Annotated in this window: 12 protein-coding genes; 10 read left to right on the top strand and 2 right to left on the bottom strand. The window is 49.8% G+C overall.

Annotated features, from left to right (window positions below; translation table 11 throughout):
* Position 1: 1 nt before the first annotated feature.
* The 8 genes from AC6R1O_RS19450 to recD all read left to right on the top strand — a co-directional run bounded on the left by AC6R1O_RS19450 (position 2) and on the right by recD (position 14697).
* On the top strand, positions 2 to 1102 hold the full coding sequence (locus AC6R1O_RS19450; protein ID WP_500633743.1) for an ABC transporter ATP-binding protein: 1101 nt from the start codon (positions 2 to 4) through the stop codon (positions 1100 to 1102).
* Positions 1102 to 1965 (top strand): carbohydrate ABC transporter permease, encoded by an 864-nt coding sequence (locus tag AC6R1O_RS19445; RefSeq protein ID WP_500633744.1) that lies wholly within the window; start codon positions 1102 to 1104, stop codon positions 1963 to 1965. The genes AC6R1O_RS19450 and AC6R1O_RS19445 overlap by 1 nt, the downstream gene beginning before the upstream one ends.
* 9 nt (positions 1966 to 1974) lie before the next feature.
* Entirely contained in the window at positions 1975 to 2799 is an 825-nt protein-coding gene (locus AC6R1O_RS19440; RefSeq protein WP_334551334.1) for a carbohydrate ABC transporter permease, read from the top strand.
* A 10-nt stretch (positions 2800 to 2809) separates the two neighbouring features.
* A complete protein-coding gene (locus AC6R1O_RS19435) occupies positions 2810 to 3082 on the top strand; it encodes a DUF2160 domain-containing protein (RefSeq protein ID WP_500633745.1) in 273 nt (90 codons plus the stop codon).
* 149 nt (positions 3083 to 3231) lie between these two features.
* The gene (locus AC6R1O_RS19430) at positions 3232 to 4950 is read left to right on the top strand and encodes an ABC transporter substrate-binding protein (RefSeq protein ID WP_500633746.1); all 1719 of its coding nucleotides are present in this window, start codon (positions 3232 to 3234) and stop codon (positions 4948 to 4950) included.
* A gap of 144 nt (positions 4951 to 5094) precedes the next feature.
* Entirely contained in the window at positions 5095 to 8553 is a 3459-nt protein-coding gene (gene recC, locus AC6R1O_RS19425) for an exodeoxyribonuclease V subunit gamma (protein WP_500657653.1), read from the top strand.
* Positions 8554 to 8947: 394 nt separating this feature from the next.
* The gene (gene recB, locus AC6R1O_RS19420; RefSeq protein WP_500657652.1) at positions 8948 to 12595 is read left to right on the top strand and encodes an exodeoxyribonuclease V subunit beta; all 3648 of its coding nucleotides are present in this window, start codon (positions 8948 to 8950) and stop codon (positions 12593 to 12595) included.
* Between the two features lie 2 nt (positions 12596 to 12597).
* Positions 12598 to 14697 carry an exodeoxyribonuclease V subunit alpha gene (gene recD, locus AC6R1O_RS19415; protein WP_500657651.1) on the top strand — a complete coding sequence of 700 codons (2100 nt, stop codon included), beginning with the start codon at positions 12598 to 12600 and terminating at the stop codon, positions 14695 to 14697.
* A gap of 68 nt (positions 14698 to 14765) precedes the next feature.
* Here recD and AC6R1O_RS19410 read toward each other — a convergent pair whose 3' ends face one another.
* On the bottom strand, positions 14766 to 14942 hold the full coding sequence (locus AC6R1O_RS19410) for a hypothetical protein (protein ID WP_334551325.1): 177 nt from the start codon (positions 14940 to 14942) through the stop codon (positions 14766 to 14768).
* A 273-nt stretch (positions 14943 to 15215) separates the two neighbouring features.
* Positions 15216 to 16553 carry an amino-acid N-acetyltransferase gene (gene argA / locus AC6R1O_RS19405; RefSeq protein WP_500629230.1) on the bottom strand — a complete coding sequence of 446 codons (1338 nt, stop codon included), beginning with the start codon at positions 16551 to 16553 and terminating at the stop codon, positions 15216 to 15218.
* A gap of 190 nt (positions 16554 to 16743) precedes the next feature.
* Here argA and AC6R1O_RS19400 point away from each other — a divergent pair, with 190 nt between their 5' ends.
* Both AC6R1O_RS19400 and mltA read left to right on the top strand, forming a co-directional pair.
* The gene (locus tag AC6R1O_RS19400; protein ID WP_334551322.1) at positions 16744 to 17160 is read left to right on the top strand and encodes a DUF2850 domain-containing protein; all 417 of its coding nucleotides are present in this window, start codon (positions 16744 to 16746) and stop codon (positions 17158 to 17160) included.
* Positions 17161 to 17229: 69 nt separating this feature from the next.
* Positions 17230 to 18001 (top strand): murein transglycosylase A (gene mltA, locus AC6R1O_RS19395; protein WP_500657650.1); only part of this gene is annotated, 772 nt, incomplete at its 3' end.

Below are 18001 nucleotides of genomic sequence, written 5' to 3'. Positions count from 1 at the left end.
GATGGTCCAAATTACTTTGAATTCACTGGCGCATACATACGACAAAAAGCCCTCTCCAGATTCACTCTATGCCATCAAAGAGATGAATCATGTGTGGAAACAGGGCGGCGCGTACGCGTTACTTGGGCCATCAGGCTGTGGCAAATCAACGCTTTTGAACATCATTTCTGGCTTGATGATCCCATCTCAAGGCGATGTATTGTTTGATGAAACCCGTGTGAATGAACTCAGACCGCAAGACAGAAATATCGCTCAGGTTTTCCAATTCCCGGTGATCTACGACACCATGACTGTGTATGACAATTTGGCTTTTCCACTGCGTAACATGAAAGTGCACAAAGCCAAAATACACACCAAAGTAACGGAAATTGCGGACATTCTCGAGCTCACTAATGTGTTGAGTAAGAAGGCTCAACATCTCACCGCCGATGAAAAGCAAAAAGTCTCGATGGGGCGCGGTTTAGTTCGTGATGATGTCTCTGCGATTTTATTTGATGAGCCGCTCACCGTCATCGATCCCCAGCTGAAATGGAAGCTGCGCCGAAAGCTTAAGCAAATCCATCAGCAGTTCAACATCACCATGATTTACGTCACTCACGACCAGTTAGAGGCTTCGACGTTTGCCGATGAGATAGCCGTTATGTACAACGGCCAAATTGTCCAGTTTGGTACGCCCAGAGCGCTGTTTGAAAAACCCAATCATACATTTGTTGGCTACTTCATCGGTAGCCCAGGGATGAATCTTATCGAGGTGACGCCGTCGGCGAATGGCGTTTCGTTTGATGGCATTGAGCTGCCTGTATCTCAAGTTTATCAGCACGCTATTCGTCAACTGAATACCGATAACATCAAAATCGGTATTCGCCCCGAGTTTGTTCATGTCTGGGAGAAAGCCAACGATGCTGCCTTGCGATGTCAGGTAGAGCATATTGAAGACTTAGGCACCTACAAAATTGTCACACTCAGTATCGGTACTCAAACGATCAAAGCGCGATTACAAGAAGATCAACCTGTACCACGTGGTCACGCTTACATCAGTTTTCCTGAGCAATGGACCATGCTCTATGCCGACGAGTTCTTGGTTAAAGTAGGAGACGAGTAATGGATAAAGTGACAAATAACAAAGCATGGCTTCTCGTGCTACCTGTTTTTGCATTGGTCGCCTTCAGCGCCATTGTGCCGCTGATGACGGTGGTGAACTACTCGCTACAAGATATTTTCGATGCCAATACCGCTTATTTTGTCGGCACCGAGTGGTACCGAGAAACGCTCAATGATGAACGCCTTCACGATGCGCTGTTTCGTCAGTTCGGTTTTACCTTAACCATTTTGCTGATTGAAGTACCACTGGGCATTATCGTCGCACTTACTATGCCAACTAAAGGTCGTTGGTCGGCCTTTTGCTTAATCGTATTGGCGATCCCGTTGCTGATCCCTCTCAATGTCGTCGGTACGATTTGGCAGATTTTTGGTCGTGCGGATATTGGTCTGTTGGGGTGGACACTTAACAGTATTGGCATTGACTATAACTATGCCGGTGATCCACTCGATGCCTGGTTGACGGTGATTTTAATGGATGTGTGGCATTGGACTTCGTTGATCGCGTTGTTGTGTTATTCAGGGCTACGCGCCATTCCAGATGCCTACTACCAAGCGGCGAACATCGATCGCGCTTCAACGTGGTCCATTATCCGCTATATCCAACTACCCAAACTCAAGAGCGTTCTACTGATCGGGGTTCTGATTCGTTTTATGGACAGCTTTATGATCTACACCGAACCTTTTGTGCTCACCGGGGGTGGGCCGGGTAATTCGACGACTTTTCTCAGCCAAACATTAACCAAAATGGCCGTCGGTCAGTTTGATATCGGCCCCGCCGCCGCGTTTTCAATCATTTACTTCTTAATCATTCTTTTGGTGAGTTGGCTGTTCTACACCGCGATGACCCACGGCGAGAACAAGTAAGGGAATACTATGAATAAGACCAAATCCAAATACACACGTTATACGCAGATCATTGGTTTAGCGCTTTATATCTTATGCTTGATGCTGCCGATTTATTGGCTGCTCAATATGTCATTCAAAGAGAATCAGGAAATCCTTGGTAGCTTGAGTTTCTTTCCTCAACATTGGACGTTTAAGAACTACCACACCATATTTTCTGACTCGAGTTGGTACATGGGATACGTCAACTCTATCACCTATGTGGTGATGAACATGGTCATCACGCTCACCGTGGCACTGCCAGCAGCGTATGCGTTTTCTCGCTACAAGTTTGTCGGCGATAAGCACCTATTTTTCTGGTTGCTTACCAACCGAATGGCGCCACCTGCTGTTTTTCTATTGCCATTCTTTCAGCTTTATTCGTCCGTGGGACTCTTTGATACCCACATCGCGGTCGCGTTGGCGCACTGTTTATTCAACGTGCCATTAGCAGTATGGATTCTAGAAGGCTTCATGTCGGGCGTGCCAAGAGAAATCGATGAAACCGCCTACATTGATGGCTACAGTTTTCCGAAATTCTTTATCAAGATTTTTCTCCCGATGATTCGTTCTGGTATTGGTGTCTCGGCGTTTTTTTGTTTCATGTTCAGCTGGGTGGAACTGTTGTTGGCAAGAACCCTGACATCCGTTGACGCCAAACCTATTTCTGCCGTTATGACGCGCACGGTCAGTGCGTCAGGGATTGACTGGGGGGTGCTTGCCGCCGCTGGTGTGTTGACCATTTTGCCCGGTATTTTGGTGATTTGGTTTGTTCGTAACCACGTGGCGAAAGGCTTCGCCCTCGGACGAGTGTAAGGAGGCACACATGGCTTGGATGGCTTGGACAACACCGTCGGCGCTGTTTTTTCTCGGTATCGCTTTGATATTGCTCACCATGACAATTCGAGAGATCCGTTCTCCGTGCGTGGAGAGAAAAGGGTTTCTTCCTATATCGACAACACGAGGTGACCGACTATTTATTGGTTTGCTTAGCTCTGCATTTTTTCACTTGGGGTTTGTGGGGCTAACAGACTTATCCATTTGGGTGCCATTTACGTTGTGCGTAATTTGGCTAGGCACAGTATTGAAATGGGGATAACAACAGATTGCACCATCACTCGTGACAGACAGTGTGTGGTCGTTTGAGATCGCGAGTACTACCAATAACGACGTGAACCGAAGGAAGCTAAATCGTATGAGGGCTCTCCTGACGAAAACGAGAAGACTCAAATCTGGAGTGAAACAATAATGAAAAAGGATATTAGAAAATCGTACCTTGCACACTGCTTAGCGTTCTCTTTAGGGACGCTGGCATTGGTTCCGAGTGCTTACGCAGACATGGCGGCAGCAAAAAAATGGATGAGTGAAGAGTTTACCCCATCGACTTTGTCCAGTTCAGAGCAGGAACAAGAGATGCAATGGTTCATTGACGCCGCCAAGCCGTTCCAAGGTATGGAGATCAATGTCGCATCGGAAACTATCACGACGCATGAGTATGAAGCCAAAGTATTGGCGAAAGCCTTCTACGAAATCACAGGTATCAAAGTGAATCATGACTTGATTCAAGAAGGGGATGTGGTTGAGAAGTTGCAAACGCAAATGCAGACGGGACGCAACATCTATGACGGTTACATTAATGACTCTGACTTGATTGGTACCCACGTGCGCTACGGCAAAGTGGTTCCGATATCGGATTTTATTCAGGGTGAAGGGAAGAGTGTGACCAACCCTTATTTAGACCTGGATGACTTTATCGGGCTCGACTTTACGACTGGACCTGACGGAAAAGTATATCAGTTGCCAGATCAGCAGTTTGCTAACTTGTATTGGTTCCGCGCAGACTGGTTTGAGCGTGATGATTTAAAAGATCGATTCCGAAAAGAGTATGGGTATGAGCTTGGCGTACCTTTGAACTGGTCAGCGTATGAAGATATCGCCGAGTTTTTCAGCAACAAAGTACAAACTATTGATGGTGAACGTGTCTACGGTCATATGGACTATGGTAAGAAAGATCCATCATTGGGTTGGCGTTTCACAGACTCGTGGTTCTCGATGGCTGGGGCGGGTGACAAAGGCATCCCTAACGGTTTACCTGTTGATGAGTGGGGAATACGTATCGAAGGGTGCAGTCCTGTCGGCTCTGATGTTGCACGTGGTGGTGCGACCAATGGTCCTGCGGCGGTATATGCGACACAGAAATATGTAGATTGGTTAAAACAATATGCGCCACCTGAAGCGCAAGGCATGACCTTTGGTGAAGCTGGACCTGTGCCCGCTCAAGGCGCAATTGCCCAGCAAATCTTCTGGTATACCGCCTTCACCGCGGATATGACCAAGCCTGGGTTACCAGTCGTCAATGAAGACGGTACGCCAAAATGGCGCATGGCCCCGTCACCGCGTGGACCATACTGGGAAGAGGGCATGAAACTCGGCTATCAAGATGCTGGCGCTTGGACCTTCCTCAACAGCACGCCAGTGGATCGTCGCCAAGCTGCTTGGCTATATGCTCAGTTTGTTGTCTCAAAATCGGTCAGTTTGAAGAAGACGCTTGTAGGGTTAACACCTATTCGTGAATCGGACATCAACTCGCAAGCTATGACCGATGCGGCGCCGATGTTGGGTGGCTTAGTGGAGTTTTACCGCAGTGATGCGCGCAAACAATGGACCCCGACAGGGACTAATGTTCCAGATTACCCGAAACTGGCTCAGCTCTGGTGGCAATACGTATCTGAAGCTGCCAGTGGCGAGAAAACGCCACAAGAGGCTTTGGATGGATTAGCTGAAGCGCAAGATCGCGTATTGCAACGCCTAGAGCGCAGTGGAGCGCAAGGTGAGTGTGGACCTAAACTGAATCCGAAAAAGGACAGAGAGTACTGGTTGTCTCAACCGGGTGCACCGAAGCCTAAACTCGCCAATGAGAAACCTCAAGGCAAGACCATTGCATACAAAGATTTGATTGGCCAGTAACTCGACATTGATTTGTATAATACCCATGAGGCTCGCGCCCATGGGTATTTTTGTTTGAACGATATCAGATGGTTACAAATACTCTCTCTTACGGGCGGCTTATGCTAATCTCACCCTATCGTCCTCTTATCATGTGAGCGCCTTGTGTTTACTGTCTATCATTCCAATCAAGTCGATGTGTTGAAATCTTTGTTGGTGGAGCTCATTCGCCATCAGCCGCTTGAGAACCCGTTTGAAGCCGAGCAGATTTTGGTTCAGAGCCCCGGCATGTCTCAATGGCTAAAAATGGAACTGGCGAAAGCGTTCGGCGTGGCTGCAAACATAGAGTTTCCTCTTCCCGCGACCTTTATCTGGAACTTGTTTACCCAGGTCTTGCCCGATGTGCCGACTCGCAGTGCGTTTAATAAAGAGGCGATGACATGGAAGTTGATGCAAGTGTTGCCATCTCAGCTAGAAAGGGACGAATTTGAACCGTTACGCCGTTACTTGGCTGACGATCAAGACAGCAGTAAATGCTATCAATTGGCAGAAAAAATTGCCGACATCTTTGATGGGTATCTGGTTTATCGACCTGAGTGGATCGCCAGTTGGGAGGCGGGGCAAGGTGTCGCTGAAATACACGATGAACATCCTTGGCAACCCATCCTTTGGCAAGCGCTCTACGATCAGACTCTGGCGCTAGGGCAATCGCCTTACCATCGTGCCAACCTCTATCAAGAATTTATCGAAGCGCTTGAACATCGAACGGGTGGTTTTGACCATCTGCCTAAACGCTTGTTTGTGTTTGGTATCACTTCTTTACCGCCTCGCTATATGGATGCGCTTAAAGCCATTGGTGAGCACATTGATGTCCACCTCATGTTCACCAATCCGTGTCGCTACTATTGGGGGGAGGTCCGTGACCGTAAATTCTTAGCAAAATTGGCGGCGAAGCGGCGCAAGCATCTGGTGTGGCAAGAGGATCACTCAGAGTGGCAAGGCGAGAGCGAACCGCTCAAAGGTAGTCTTGAAGATAATATAATGGATGAGCTGCACACCGATGTGGTGGGGAACAGCTTGCTGGCCTCAATGGGCAAGTTGGGGCGCGACAACATGTATCTGCTCTCTCAATTGGAATCCCATGAGATTGAAGCCTTTGTGAATATCGAGCGAGACTCATTACTGCACGAACTGCAGGCCGATATCCTCAATCTTGAAGAGCATCAAGATGATACGTTGCTCGACACCAGCCACCATAAACGTCGCGTTTCGCTGCAAGACCGCTCACTGACCTTACATGCTTGTCATAGCCCAATGCGAGAAGTGGAAGTGCTGCACGATCAACTGTTGGCAATGTTTGAAGCGGATCCGTCGCTCAAACCGCGTGATGTGATTGTGATGGTGGCGGACATCAATGCCTACAGTCCGGCCATTCAAGCGGTGTTTGGCAATGCGCCGGGTGAACGATTCATCCCTTTTTCTATCTCGGATCGCAGTGCCAACCAAGAAAGCCCGATCTTGAACGCTTTCTTATTATTGACCATGCTGCCGCAATCGCGCTGTTTGGCCTCGGAGCTGCTTGAATTGCTGGAAACACCAGCGATCTTGGCGCGATTTGGTCTCGACGATAACGAGTTTGTTCGCGCAAAACAGTGGGTAGAACAATCGGGGATTCGCTGGGGGCTCGACGGCCACACCGCGCAAGAATTTGATTTGCCTAAAACTGGCCAAAATACATGGCAATTTGGTATCAGCCGCATGTTGCTGGGCTATGCGATGCCTGCATCAGCAGGGCTGCTGAACACCGAACAAGGTGAACTGGCGCCGTTCAACGAAGTTCAAGGTCTTGGCGCTGAACTGGCGGGCAAACTGGCTCACTATATTGAAACCGTTGCTCACTATCGCGCTAAGTTAGCGCAGAGCCAGGGTGTGGATCAGTGGCGCGAAGTGCTGACTCAACTGTTGGATGATTTCTTTTTAGTGGATTTGGATGGTGAAGCGGCGCTCAAATCCATTCGTGATACGTTGGCGATGCTTAAAGAGCAGCTGAATGATGCCGCGTTCAGTGCACCGCTCTCTGCTGCGATTGTGACGCAATATTTGCGCGACAAACTCTCTGGTACGCGGGTAAGTCAGCGCTTTCTTGCCGGCCAAGTCAACTTCTGCACCCTCATGCCGATGCGCTCCATCCCATTTAAGACTGTGTGTCTATTGGGGATGAATGAAGGCGTTTACCCAAGGTCTGTGCCGCCGGAAGGGTTTGATTTGATGAATGGTCGCGCTAAGCATGGCGACCGTTCGCGCCGAGATGACGACCGCTACCTTTTCTTAGAGGCGCTGTTATCGGCGCAGGACACGCTCTACATCAGTTATGTCGGGCGCTCAATTCAAGACAACACGCCGCGCATGCCATCGGTGTTGGTCTCTGAGCTAATGGAATACTGCCATCAAAACTACTGTTTGGAAGGCGATTCAGATTTAAGCTGTGATGAGTCCGGCTCGCGCCTTGTTCACCACTTGAGCACGTCTCATCCCATGGTGCCGTTCAGCGCTGAGGCGTTTCTTGGCGAGCGGGCAAGTTACGCTCAAGAGTGGTTACCTGCCGCCTTGCGCCAGGGGCAAAAAAGTGGTGATTTTCAGCGTCAGTTGAGTGACTACTTACTCGGCGCGCATTTTCCACTCGAGTTGGATTTAGTCGAGCTGCAACGCTTTTGGCGCCTGCCTGTTCAGTACTTTTTCAACCGCCGTTTAAAGGTGACGTTTGAGCCGCCGCAACCTGTGATGAACGATGAAGAGCCCTTTGTGCTGGGCGGACTGGAAAGCTATCAGTTGCGCGATGAGCTGCTTACGACACTGCTGACCGCTCACACATTAGCTGATCGCGATCCTAGTCGCTTGATGGCGCAATGTGTGGCGAAGCATCGCGCCGAAGGGCGTTTGCCTATTGGCGCCTTTGGTGACATTGAGTTTGAAACCAACCGAGTGCAAAGTGAAGAGTTAGCGAAAACCTTGCACGGATTGTGTCAAGCGCCTTGTGAGGATCATGAAGTCACTCTCACGTTGGATGTGCTTGGCGATGGCAAACCCGTACAGCTGGTCGGCTGGTTGACTCAAGTGTACCAATCTGGGCTTGTGCGTTTTCGTACTGGGCGGATTCGATCTCAAGACTATCTCTTCGCTTGGCTTGATCATTTGGCCATGGCCGCCAGTGGTCGTGCGCTGCGCACTCACCTGATCGGCTATGACAAAAAAGAAGGGGCGCAGCATCTAATCTACCCTGCACTAGAGTCTCGTGAGCAAGCGTACGTACTACTCAATGAGCTGGTGGGTCTTTACTACCAAGGCATGAGTGAGCCTTTACCTTATTTCCCCCGTACCGCTTTAGCGGCGATAGAGGCGGGCTTTAGTCGCGGAAAGTGGGCGGACGATGAAGACAAATCGCTGAAAAAAATGGCCGATACGTTCAATGATGGCTACATGTCGAGTGGCGAAGGCAACGACAGTTATATTCGTCGTATTTGGCCGCAATGGGATGAGGAACTGGCCGCTCGAGTTCGTACATTGGCTGCTCGCGTCATTCAAGCACCTCGTCTCGCTGCACAAGATGCTGCCGATGTGTCGTAGAGGGGGAGTGAAGATGAAGAGCAAAAATAGAAGATGAAAAGTAAAAAATAATAGAAGGTAAAGTGGCCGCCAGAAAATCATTATAGTGTAGGGCGTTCGCTGTACGGCCACAGGTCAGAGGGACCATGATTTGTTGGGTTGATGGGCAGACACACTGCCTCAACTCGTGCTGCGAATACTAACGACTCACTCTATAGGCTGCTGTGAGTAAGATCGCAGAACTCCCCGTATTTTTATGGGGTTAACAGATAAAATAGCGTTTTATTAACCGGATCACATTGAGTATTAGCACTAATATTGTCGAGCTGAATCGTGATAGGTGAAACATCCATGAATTCATACAATGTTCGATTGAGCCAATGTGTGAACTCGAACAGTTAAAGGGCAGAATTTTATGACCGCATCGTCTCGTTCCACTCTTTCTAGTGGTGGTGATATCACACCGACCGCACTCGATACGATGACTTTTCCATTGCATGGTGCTCGGCTGATTGAAGCCTCCGCTGGGACAGGAAAAACCTTTACCATTGCAGGGCTTTATTTGCGCTTGTTGCTCGGGCATGGCGACGAGCAAACTCGGCACGCGCATCCGCTCACTGTGGATCAGATTTTGGTGGTGACCTTTACTGAGGCTGCCACGGCGGAGCTGCGCGATAGGATCAGGGCGCGTATTCATGACGCGCGCCTTGCTTTTGCTCGTGGCCAAAGCAGCGACCCAGTGATCGAGCCTTTGCTTGAAGCGGTGACGGCTCACGCTCAAGCTGCGCAAATATTGCTGCAAGCGGAAAGGCAGATGGATGAAGCCGCCGTCTACACGATTCATGGTTTCTGCCAGCGGATGCTGACGCAAAATGCGTTTGAGTCAGGCAGTCGATTTAGCAATGAATTTGTCACTGATGAAAGCCATTTAAAAGCGCAAGTGGTCGCAGATTATTGGCGGCGTAATTTCTATCCATTACCCCCGCAACTGGCAGGTGAAATTCGCCGAATTTGGCGGGCGCCGAATGAGCTGTTAGCCGCGATTTCGAACTATTTGACTGGTGCACCTTTGGCGTTAAGCGTGCCTGCAATGCAGGGCAGCTTAGCGGAGCTGCATGAGCGTAATCTGGCTCAAATTGATGAACTAAAGGCACTTTGGCGAGCGCATCAAGACGAGGTGCTGGCGATCATCAACGAGTCAGACGTCAATAAGCGCAGTTACAGTAAAAAATCGCTACCGACCTGGATAGAGAGTGTTTCTGCCTGGGCAGCCCAGGCAACGACAAACTATGAGATACCTACGGCGCTGGAGAAGTTTGCGCAAAACGCACTGCTTGAAAAAACACCGAAAGGCCAAGCGCCTGAGCACCCGTTATTTGCACGTATTGAAGCGCACCTCGCTCACCCGGTGGATCTGAAAGCGCCGATGTTGGCTCATGCGATAGAGCATTGCCGCGTAATGCTGGCAGCGGCCAAAGCTCAGAAGCAGTGGCTCTCGTTTGATGACTTGTTGACTCAGCTCTCTGCGGCGATCGACCTTGATGATACTGAGTTGCTGCGTGAGCGCATTCGCACTCTCTATCCCGTTGCGATGATCGACGAATTCCAAGATACCGACCCGCTGCAATACAGTATTTTCAGTCGTATTTACCTAGATCGTCCTGAGTGTGGTCTGTTTATGATTGGCGACCCGAAACAGGCGATTTACGCGTTTCGTGGCGCGGATATTTTTACCTACATCAAAGCGCGCCAACAAGTGACGTCGCATTTCACTTTAGGCACGAACTGGCGCTCAAGCGCCGATATGGTGGCAGCGGTCAATCAAGTGTTCTCAATGCCACAAAGCCCGTTTATCTACGATCAAGATATTCCTTTTCATCCCGTCAACGCTTCTCCGGGCTCTGATCTCAAAGGTTGGACTTTAAGCGGCACACGACAACCTGCGTTGACGTATTGGTTACAAGAAGCCGAAGATAAACCGCTGACCAAAGGTGAGTACCTTGAGGCGATGGCGAGTGCGACGGCCAACCAGATCCAGACAATTCTTCAGGCTGCGGCTAATAATGAGGCCATGTTGGTAGGCGCGAAAGGCGAGCAGGCGATTGAGGCCGGTGATATTGCTGTGTTGGTGCGCACTGGGAATGAAGGTCGGATGATCAAACAAGCGCTGGCCGATCAAGGCATTGCCAGTGTCTATCTCTCCAATCGAGACAGTGTGTTCAGTTCTGTTGTTGCAAGCGATGTGCAGCGTCTATTGCAAGCGGTGCTGACGCCCGAGTACGACAGAGCGTTAAGAGCGTGCTTAGCCAGCGAACTGTTTGCCCTTGATGCGGCAACACTCGATAGCTTGAACAACGATGAAAACGAGTGGGAAAACGCGATCAATGAGTTTAAAGGTTACCGCCAACTTTGGCAGCAACGCGGTGTATTGCCGATGTTGCGCAGCGTGATCAGCAAGCGTCATATTGCAGAGCGCCTGCTAGAAGAGCCAAACGGTGAGCGAACCTTGACGGATCTGATGCACATGGGTGAGTTGTTGCAACAGATGAGTGGTGAACTCGACAGCGATCATGGCTTGTCGCGTTGGTTGGCGCAATCCATCAGCGATGCGGAGCAAGGGCTTGGTGGCAGTGATGAGCAAATTCAGCGCTTGGAATCGGAGCGTAATTTGGTGCAGATCGTCACCATCCACAAATCAAAAGGGTTGGAGTACGACTTAGTCTTTCTGCCGTTTGCATTGAGCTATCGTGAAGCGAGCGAGGCGAAGTATTACGATGCTGAGCAAGATGTGACTATGCTTGATATTACGGGGCAAAGCGCGGCTTTGGCGCTCGCGGATAACGAGCGTCTTGCAGAAGATCTGCGTCTGATTTACGTGGCATTGACGCGTGCGGTATATGGCTGTTTTGTCGGCGCCGCACCACTGCGTAATGGTCGCTCGACCAAAGAGCCGACGGGCATACACAAAAGTGCGATGGGTTATTTACTGCAAGATGGCCAAGAGGGGGGCATCTCAGATTTGACCAAGGCGCTTGGCCGGCAAAGTGAGGCGTTGGCTTGTGTTGCTGTGGCGGATCTGCCAAATTCGCACGCTCAGCCGCTGATGATTACGCCACCAGAGATGCCGCCACTTGACGCCAAAGCATTTACCACACCACTGGACCGCTATTGGCGCATCACCAGTTATTCCGGTCTCGTCAAACAATCGTCTAGTCATGCGGCGCAAGGCTTTGAGGATGTACTGCGCCTTGATGTGGACTCGGCGCAGGATCACGACGAAGCGTCACTCACTGAACCAGAAAAGTCGATTTTCACCTTTCCCCGCGGCGCAAGGCCGGGCACTTTCTTACATACGTTATTTGAAGATGTTGAATTTACCGAGTCTGCCCATAGCGATCACAATCGCGCCATCATCGAATCGCTATTGCAAGCGGAGCAGTTGGATGAGAGCTGGCTTCCTGTATTGCAATCGTTGGTCGATACCGTGCTAGCGACGCCCTTAGATGGTGATGCACTGCGACTGAATGAAAAAGGGCCATCTCAGCGTTTGGTGGAGATGGAGTTTTTACTGCCCATTACCGTTTTAGACGCGCCATCCCTGAATCGAGTGATCACGCGTCACGATACCCTGTCCGCGCGCGCAGGTGAGCTCGGCTTCCAAACAGTGCGCGGCATGTTAAAAGGGTTCATCGACTTGGTGTTTGAGCACCAAGGCCGCTACTACGTACTGGATTGGAAGTCGAATCACCTTGGCAGTGACGTCAGTGATTATCACGGTGAGGCCCTTAACCAAGCGATGGCCGATCATCGCTACGATCTCCAGTATCAGATTTATGCCTTAGCCCTACACCGTTTCTTGCGCAGCCGCTTAGCGAATTACGACTATCAACACCATTTTGGCGGTGTCTATTATCTCTTTTTACGCGGTATGGATGGCCAGAGCGAACACGGCATTTTTTCGGCGAAACCGAGCTTAGCCATGTTGGAGGATTTAGATCGATTGATAGAGGGTAAACCGATTGAAACCAAATTTAACCCAGCGGGCCAAGGGGAGTTGATCTAGACATGGCGCTACTTGTTTCACAGCTGCAACTCTTGGCAGCAAAAGGCATGATTCGCCAGTTGGACTACCAATTTGCGCGTTTTATCCATCATCAGTCTAACGATGACCACCTGGCGTTTATCGCTGGGTTGACCAGTGCAGAGCAGGCGAAAGGCAATATCTGTTTACCCCTTTTTGATGCCAATGGCCAAAAGGCGGATCTGGCACACAAGCTCGGTTTGTATGGCGAGGCAGCGCTGAACCTCAATCAGACCTTACATACATTTGATTGGGCTGCCCATTTAGCGAATTCGCCTTGGGTGGGGAGTGCGGGTGAGCCGCTTCCTTTGATGTTCGATGGTGAGCGACTCTACTTGCACCGTTTCTGGCATTATGAAACGACCTTATCCGAACGCTTATTGAGCTTTGGGTTACCTATGATCCTAAAGCCTGATGAGCAAGCGAAGTTGACCGAGCTTCTTGACCATCTATTTGCGAGAAATTATCGCTATCTTTTTGACAATATTAGAAAAAGTCAGTCGGTAACCCCCGTCATAATTCAGCAATTAGTGTGTGACCATTTAGATGTGGTTACGCCTGATGAGCTCGATTGGGTTGCCATAGGCCAAATACTCCAGCAGGCCAAAACTGTGGCCGAGTTGTCTGCTTTAGATAAGCTCGTCCCCCAAGCGGTATGCGTCAGTTGGCAAAAGGTGGCGGCGGCGGTGGCGCTCACTCGTCGATTTGCTGTGATTTCTGGTGGACCCGGTACAGGCAAAACAACCACCGTGACCAAGCTACTTGCCGCCTTGATTGAGCAAGCAAAACAAGAACGCATCCATGGTCATGTGCCAACCATCAAATTGGTGGCGCCGACAGGAAAGGCCGCCGCGCGCCTGACTGAATCGATTGGCCAAGCGGTGGAGCAATTGGCGGTGAGTCCAGAGTTGAAAGCGGCCATACCGACACAAGCCAGCACCATTCACCGTTTGCTTGGCGCGATTCCAGACAGTGCCGAGTTTCGCCATCATCACGATAACCCTCTGCATTTGGACATTTTGGTCGTCGATGAGGCGTCGATGGTCGATCTCTCTATGATGCATAAGCTGGTGGATGCGATGCCCAAGCAGGCTCGGCTGATTTTACTTGGCGATAAAGATCAGCTTTCGTCAGTGGAAGCGGGCGCGGTATTGGGGGACATCTGCTCTTTCCATCAAGAGGGATATAGCGCCTTGCAGGGCAAACTACTCGCCCAACTGACAGGGTTTGATTCACTCGCGCATGGAGCAAGCGCCAGCCAATCAGGGATGGCGGACAGTCTCTGCATGCTGCAAAAGAGTTATCGATTCGATGCGCGTTCGGGGATTGGTCAATTGGCCAAAGCCATCAACTCGGGAGGCGTAAGCAAGGTTGAGCAAGTTTGGCGGCAAGGGTTTGAGGATGTTGCCAAGTACCCTATCGACACAGAGCACTACCAACAGCTGATAAAATCTCTGGTGGAAGAGTATCGCGGCTACCTTGCGCTGTTAAATGAGGCGAATCAGGCGCAGGAAGATCTCAATACGCTCGCTCGTAAGGCGTTATCGGCATTTGCACGTTGTCGTTTGTTGTGCGCCGTTCGAGAAGGGGACTTTGGTGTGCAAGGGCTCAATGCCCGTATTGAGCGCGCTTTGGCTGCGCGCAAGCTGATTCAGGTACAAGATGAGCTTTGGTACCACGGTAGGCCCGTGATGGTGACGCGCAACGATCACGCGTTAGGCCTCTACAATGGTGACATCGGTTTGTGCATTCGTGATCCTGACGAAGAAGGGCACAAGCTGAAAGTCTTTTTTGAACTGCCAGATGGCAGCGTAAAGGCGGTGTTACCCAGCCGTGTACCCGAACATGAAACCGCCTACGCGATGACGATTCACAAATCGCAGGGCAGTGAATTTGATCATACCTTGATGATTTTGCCACCGGAGTTCAGCCCTATCTTAACTCGAGAGCTCATTTATACTGGCGTCACTCGCGCTAAGTCACGTTTAAGTCTATATGTGGATGAGTCAGTAATGGCAAGAGGAATAAAAGTGCGAACGGTTCGGGCCAGTGGTTTGACACAGCGCTTGAAGGGAAAAGAGTAAGGTGAGAGAAGGGATGAGCAATCGTCCCTGATTGCTGGCTGCGCTTGGGCAGCGTCGAGCGCCGTCGGTTACAGCGCTTGAGTAAATGAGATGCTGCGAATCGCGTATTTTTCTTGGTAATTGAGGATAAACGCCTTCAACCCTTCTGTGACAGGGAAGACACAATGTACGTCGAGCCCGGCTAACAGTTCGTTGTCTGCCATATCCCAAAAACTTTGAATCGAGTTACAGATGATGGTTTTCATCAAGTTATATGCTCTTAGTATCGTGTTTATCTACTTCAAGCAATCCGTGCGACTTACGCCGAGTTCTCTCAGGTCGTAAGTGAAGGTAAGTCCATAGAGCCCCTGAATCGGGAGCGCAAATGTTAACCAATCCAATATATTAAATAAAGTGCTTATCGATAAAAATCGATAGCTCGGTGGTTAACCTATTAAAATAGTTAATAATTTAGTTTTGAAAATCTTGGCAACTGCCGTTTTTCCCTTCATTCCTAATGAGAAAAACGGCAGTAAAAATCAAAGTTTGATACTTAAAATCTTTGATTTGCGTTGATAGTTGTACAAATTCTGTTTTTGAGAAGGTAGGCACTCAACGCCCATTTCGAAGAAACCTTGCTCCCTAAACCAGTGCAAACTGTGAGTGGTTAATACAAAAATCTTCTCAATTCCTTGTGCTTTGGATTGCAGTTTCATGTGGTTAAGTAACAGCAGGCCGCGGTTACCATCACGATATTCTGGATGAATCGCGACACAGGCCATCTCGGCCATTTTTTCCTGCGGGTAGGGGTAAAGCGCCGCACAGCCGATGATCAAGCCGTCTTTTTCTATGATGGTGAACTGATGAATCTCTTGCTCTAGTTGTTCACGAGAGCGTCTGACCAGTACTCCTTGCTCTTCCAGTGGCCTAATCAGCTCGAGTATGCCACCGATGTCATTGATGTCCGCCATTCGCACTTGCTCAGCGCTGGCATGAACGATCTGGGTACCGATACCATCAAGCGAGAAGAGTTCCTGAATCAGCGCGCCATCCACCTTATAACTGACCAAATGACTGCGTGGCACTCCAGCGCGGCAGGCTTTGGTGGCAGCACGCAAAAAACGCAGTGTCCCAGAAGTGTCGTCGCTGCTAGGGTTGGCTTCCGTTTCCAGTGAGGACAAAATGGCCTCGGCATCTTTAGGAAACAGCTCTGCCACGACATTGCCATTGGCATCAATGACCCCTTGCTCAGAACAAAAACCGATCAGCTTATCGGCTTTGAGCTTGATGGCGACTTGTGTAGCCAACTCTTCCGAGAGTAGGTTAAATGACTCGCCGGTCACTGAACTGGCGATCGGGCCAAGCAGCACAATGGAGCCATGGTCGAGCATGCGATTGATGCCTTCGACATCAATACGCCGAATGCGGCCACTGTGACAGTAGTCCACACCATCATCGACGCCCAACGGTTGGGCAATAATAAAGTTGCCGCTGACGACGTTGAGCTGTGTTCCCGCCATCGGCGTGTTGCTCATGCTCATGGAAAACTGCGCCGTGATGGCCAGTTGCAGTTGGCCGGCTGCTTGCATCACGTAGCTCAAATTGGTTTCTTGCGTCACTCGTACTCCCTTGTGATAGGGGGTTTCGCTGTGATTGTGCTGCAAAATGTCGTTAATTTGTGGCCTTGCTCCATGGACGACGACGATTTTCACGCCCAGGCTATGAAGAAGAGCAAGATCACTGATAATATTCGGAAAATTTGCATCTGCGACGGCCTCGCCTCCGAGCATCACTACCATGGTTTTACCGCGGTGAGCATTGACGTAAGGTGCCGATTGTCTGAACCCTTTCACAAGGGCGGTATTTCGAATTTTCACAGAAGCGTCCAAAGTTACAAGTGAATTAGTATGTGGAAATATTGCAATTTTATTCTTGTTTCGGCAAGTGCTTTTCTTATCTCGAGCGGATTTTCTTGAGATGGAAAGCAAACAGTGACCTTGGCTAGACTCGCCAAAGTGCGCATTTTGGTCTAAGACTTACTATTAAGAGCAAGTTTGGAACCCATTCATGAAGAGTAACATCGACGCAAACGGCGCGATAAAAAACAAACTGAAAGAGCGCAGCTTCTTTTTGATGGCTGCCGGACTTGCGTTAGTGGTTGCGCTGCTGGGCACGCAGCTCTATCAATATTACTTACAGGTCACTTATCCTAAGTCTTTCCTTTACGGTACTTGGATTGAGCAAAATGTCGCGGGGTATGCGACGGATCGTTTCGTCCTCAATGAAAATGGTGTCGTGATCAACGGGCGGGTCGTGGATACCAATTTTGCCTTTGATGGTCAGTTCTTTGAATACCGTTTCGGTGATGACACCAAGCGCTTTCAGATCCTCAATCAAGAGTTCTCTGAAATGAAGTTGATTTCACAGCCTCATTATCAACCTATCTATCGTCTTGACGCCAAATACCAGCATAACATTCGCTAACGCTTTTTCGTTGCTATCCTCCAGGCACTTTGCCATGCTTAACGCCAACGACAATAAGGGAAAACCAACGTGCTCAAAAAAATCTTACCTCTGCTTGCGGCCGGTGTTTTGTTTGGCTGTGCCCAGCCAACCGATCGCGCTCAGCAGTATCTCGATGGCGAGTTGACCAATGTGCTCAATCCAGCCGATATAGTGGTGTCCGACAAACCACGAGATTTCACCGAATTTCATCGTCAGGCGGAGCAAGTGGTCATCAACTCACCAAGTATGGCTTCGCTCTATCAACCGCTTTATGACAAGCTAAACGAGTGGGTTTTACTCAGTGGCGAGCCGACAGAGCTTGGCCAATACGGCATTCAGGCAGCACAATTAGGGGGCGGGGATAAGCAGGGTAACGTGCTATTTACCGGGTATTTTTCACCAGTGATGGAACTTCGTCATCAACCGAATGATGTCTTTAAGTACCCAGTGTATGGCAAACCTGAGTGCAGCCAAGACTGCCCAACTCGCGCGCAAATCTATGCAGGCGCTTTGGAAGGACAAGGGCTCGAACTTGGGTATGCCGCGAATCTTATTGACCCCTTTTTGATGGAAGTTCAGGGCAGCGGTTTTGTCCATTTTGAAGATGACGACACGCTGGAGTATTTTGCCTACGGCGGTAAAAACAACAAAGCGTATGTGAGCATCGGTCGAGTTCTGATTGACCGCGGACTCGTGGCTCGCGAAAACATGTCGATGAAAGCGATCAAAGAGTGGGTGATGGCCAACGATGAAGCTACGGTGCGTGAGCTGTTAGAGCAAAACCCATCGTTTGTTTTCTTTGAGCCCCGCGCCGATGCGC

It is taken from the genome of Vibrio sp. R11-SG3-ISO3-SZ (genome assembly GCF_059834345.1).
This window is presented reverse-complemented; position numbering and strand designations above follow the sequence as displayed.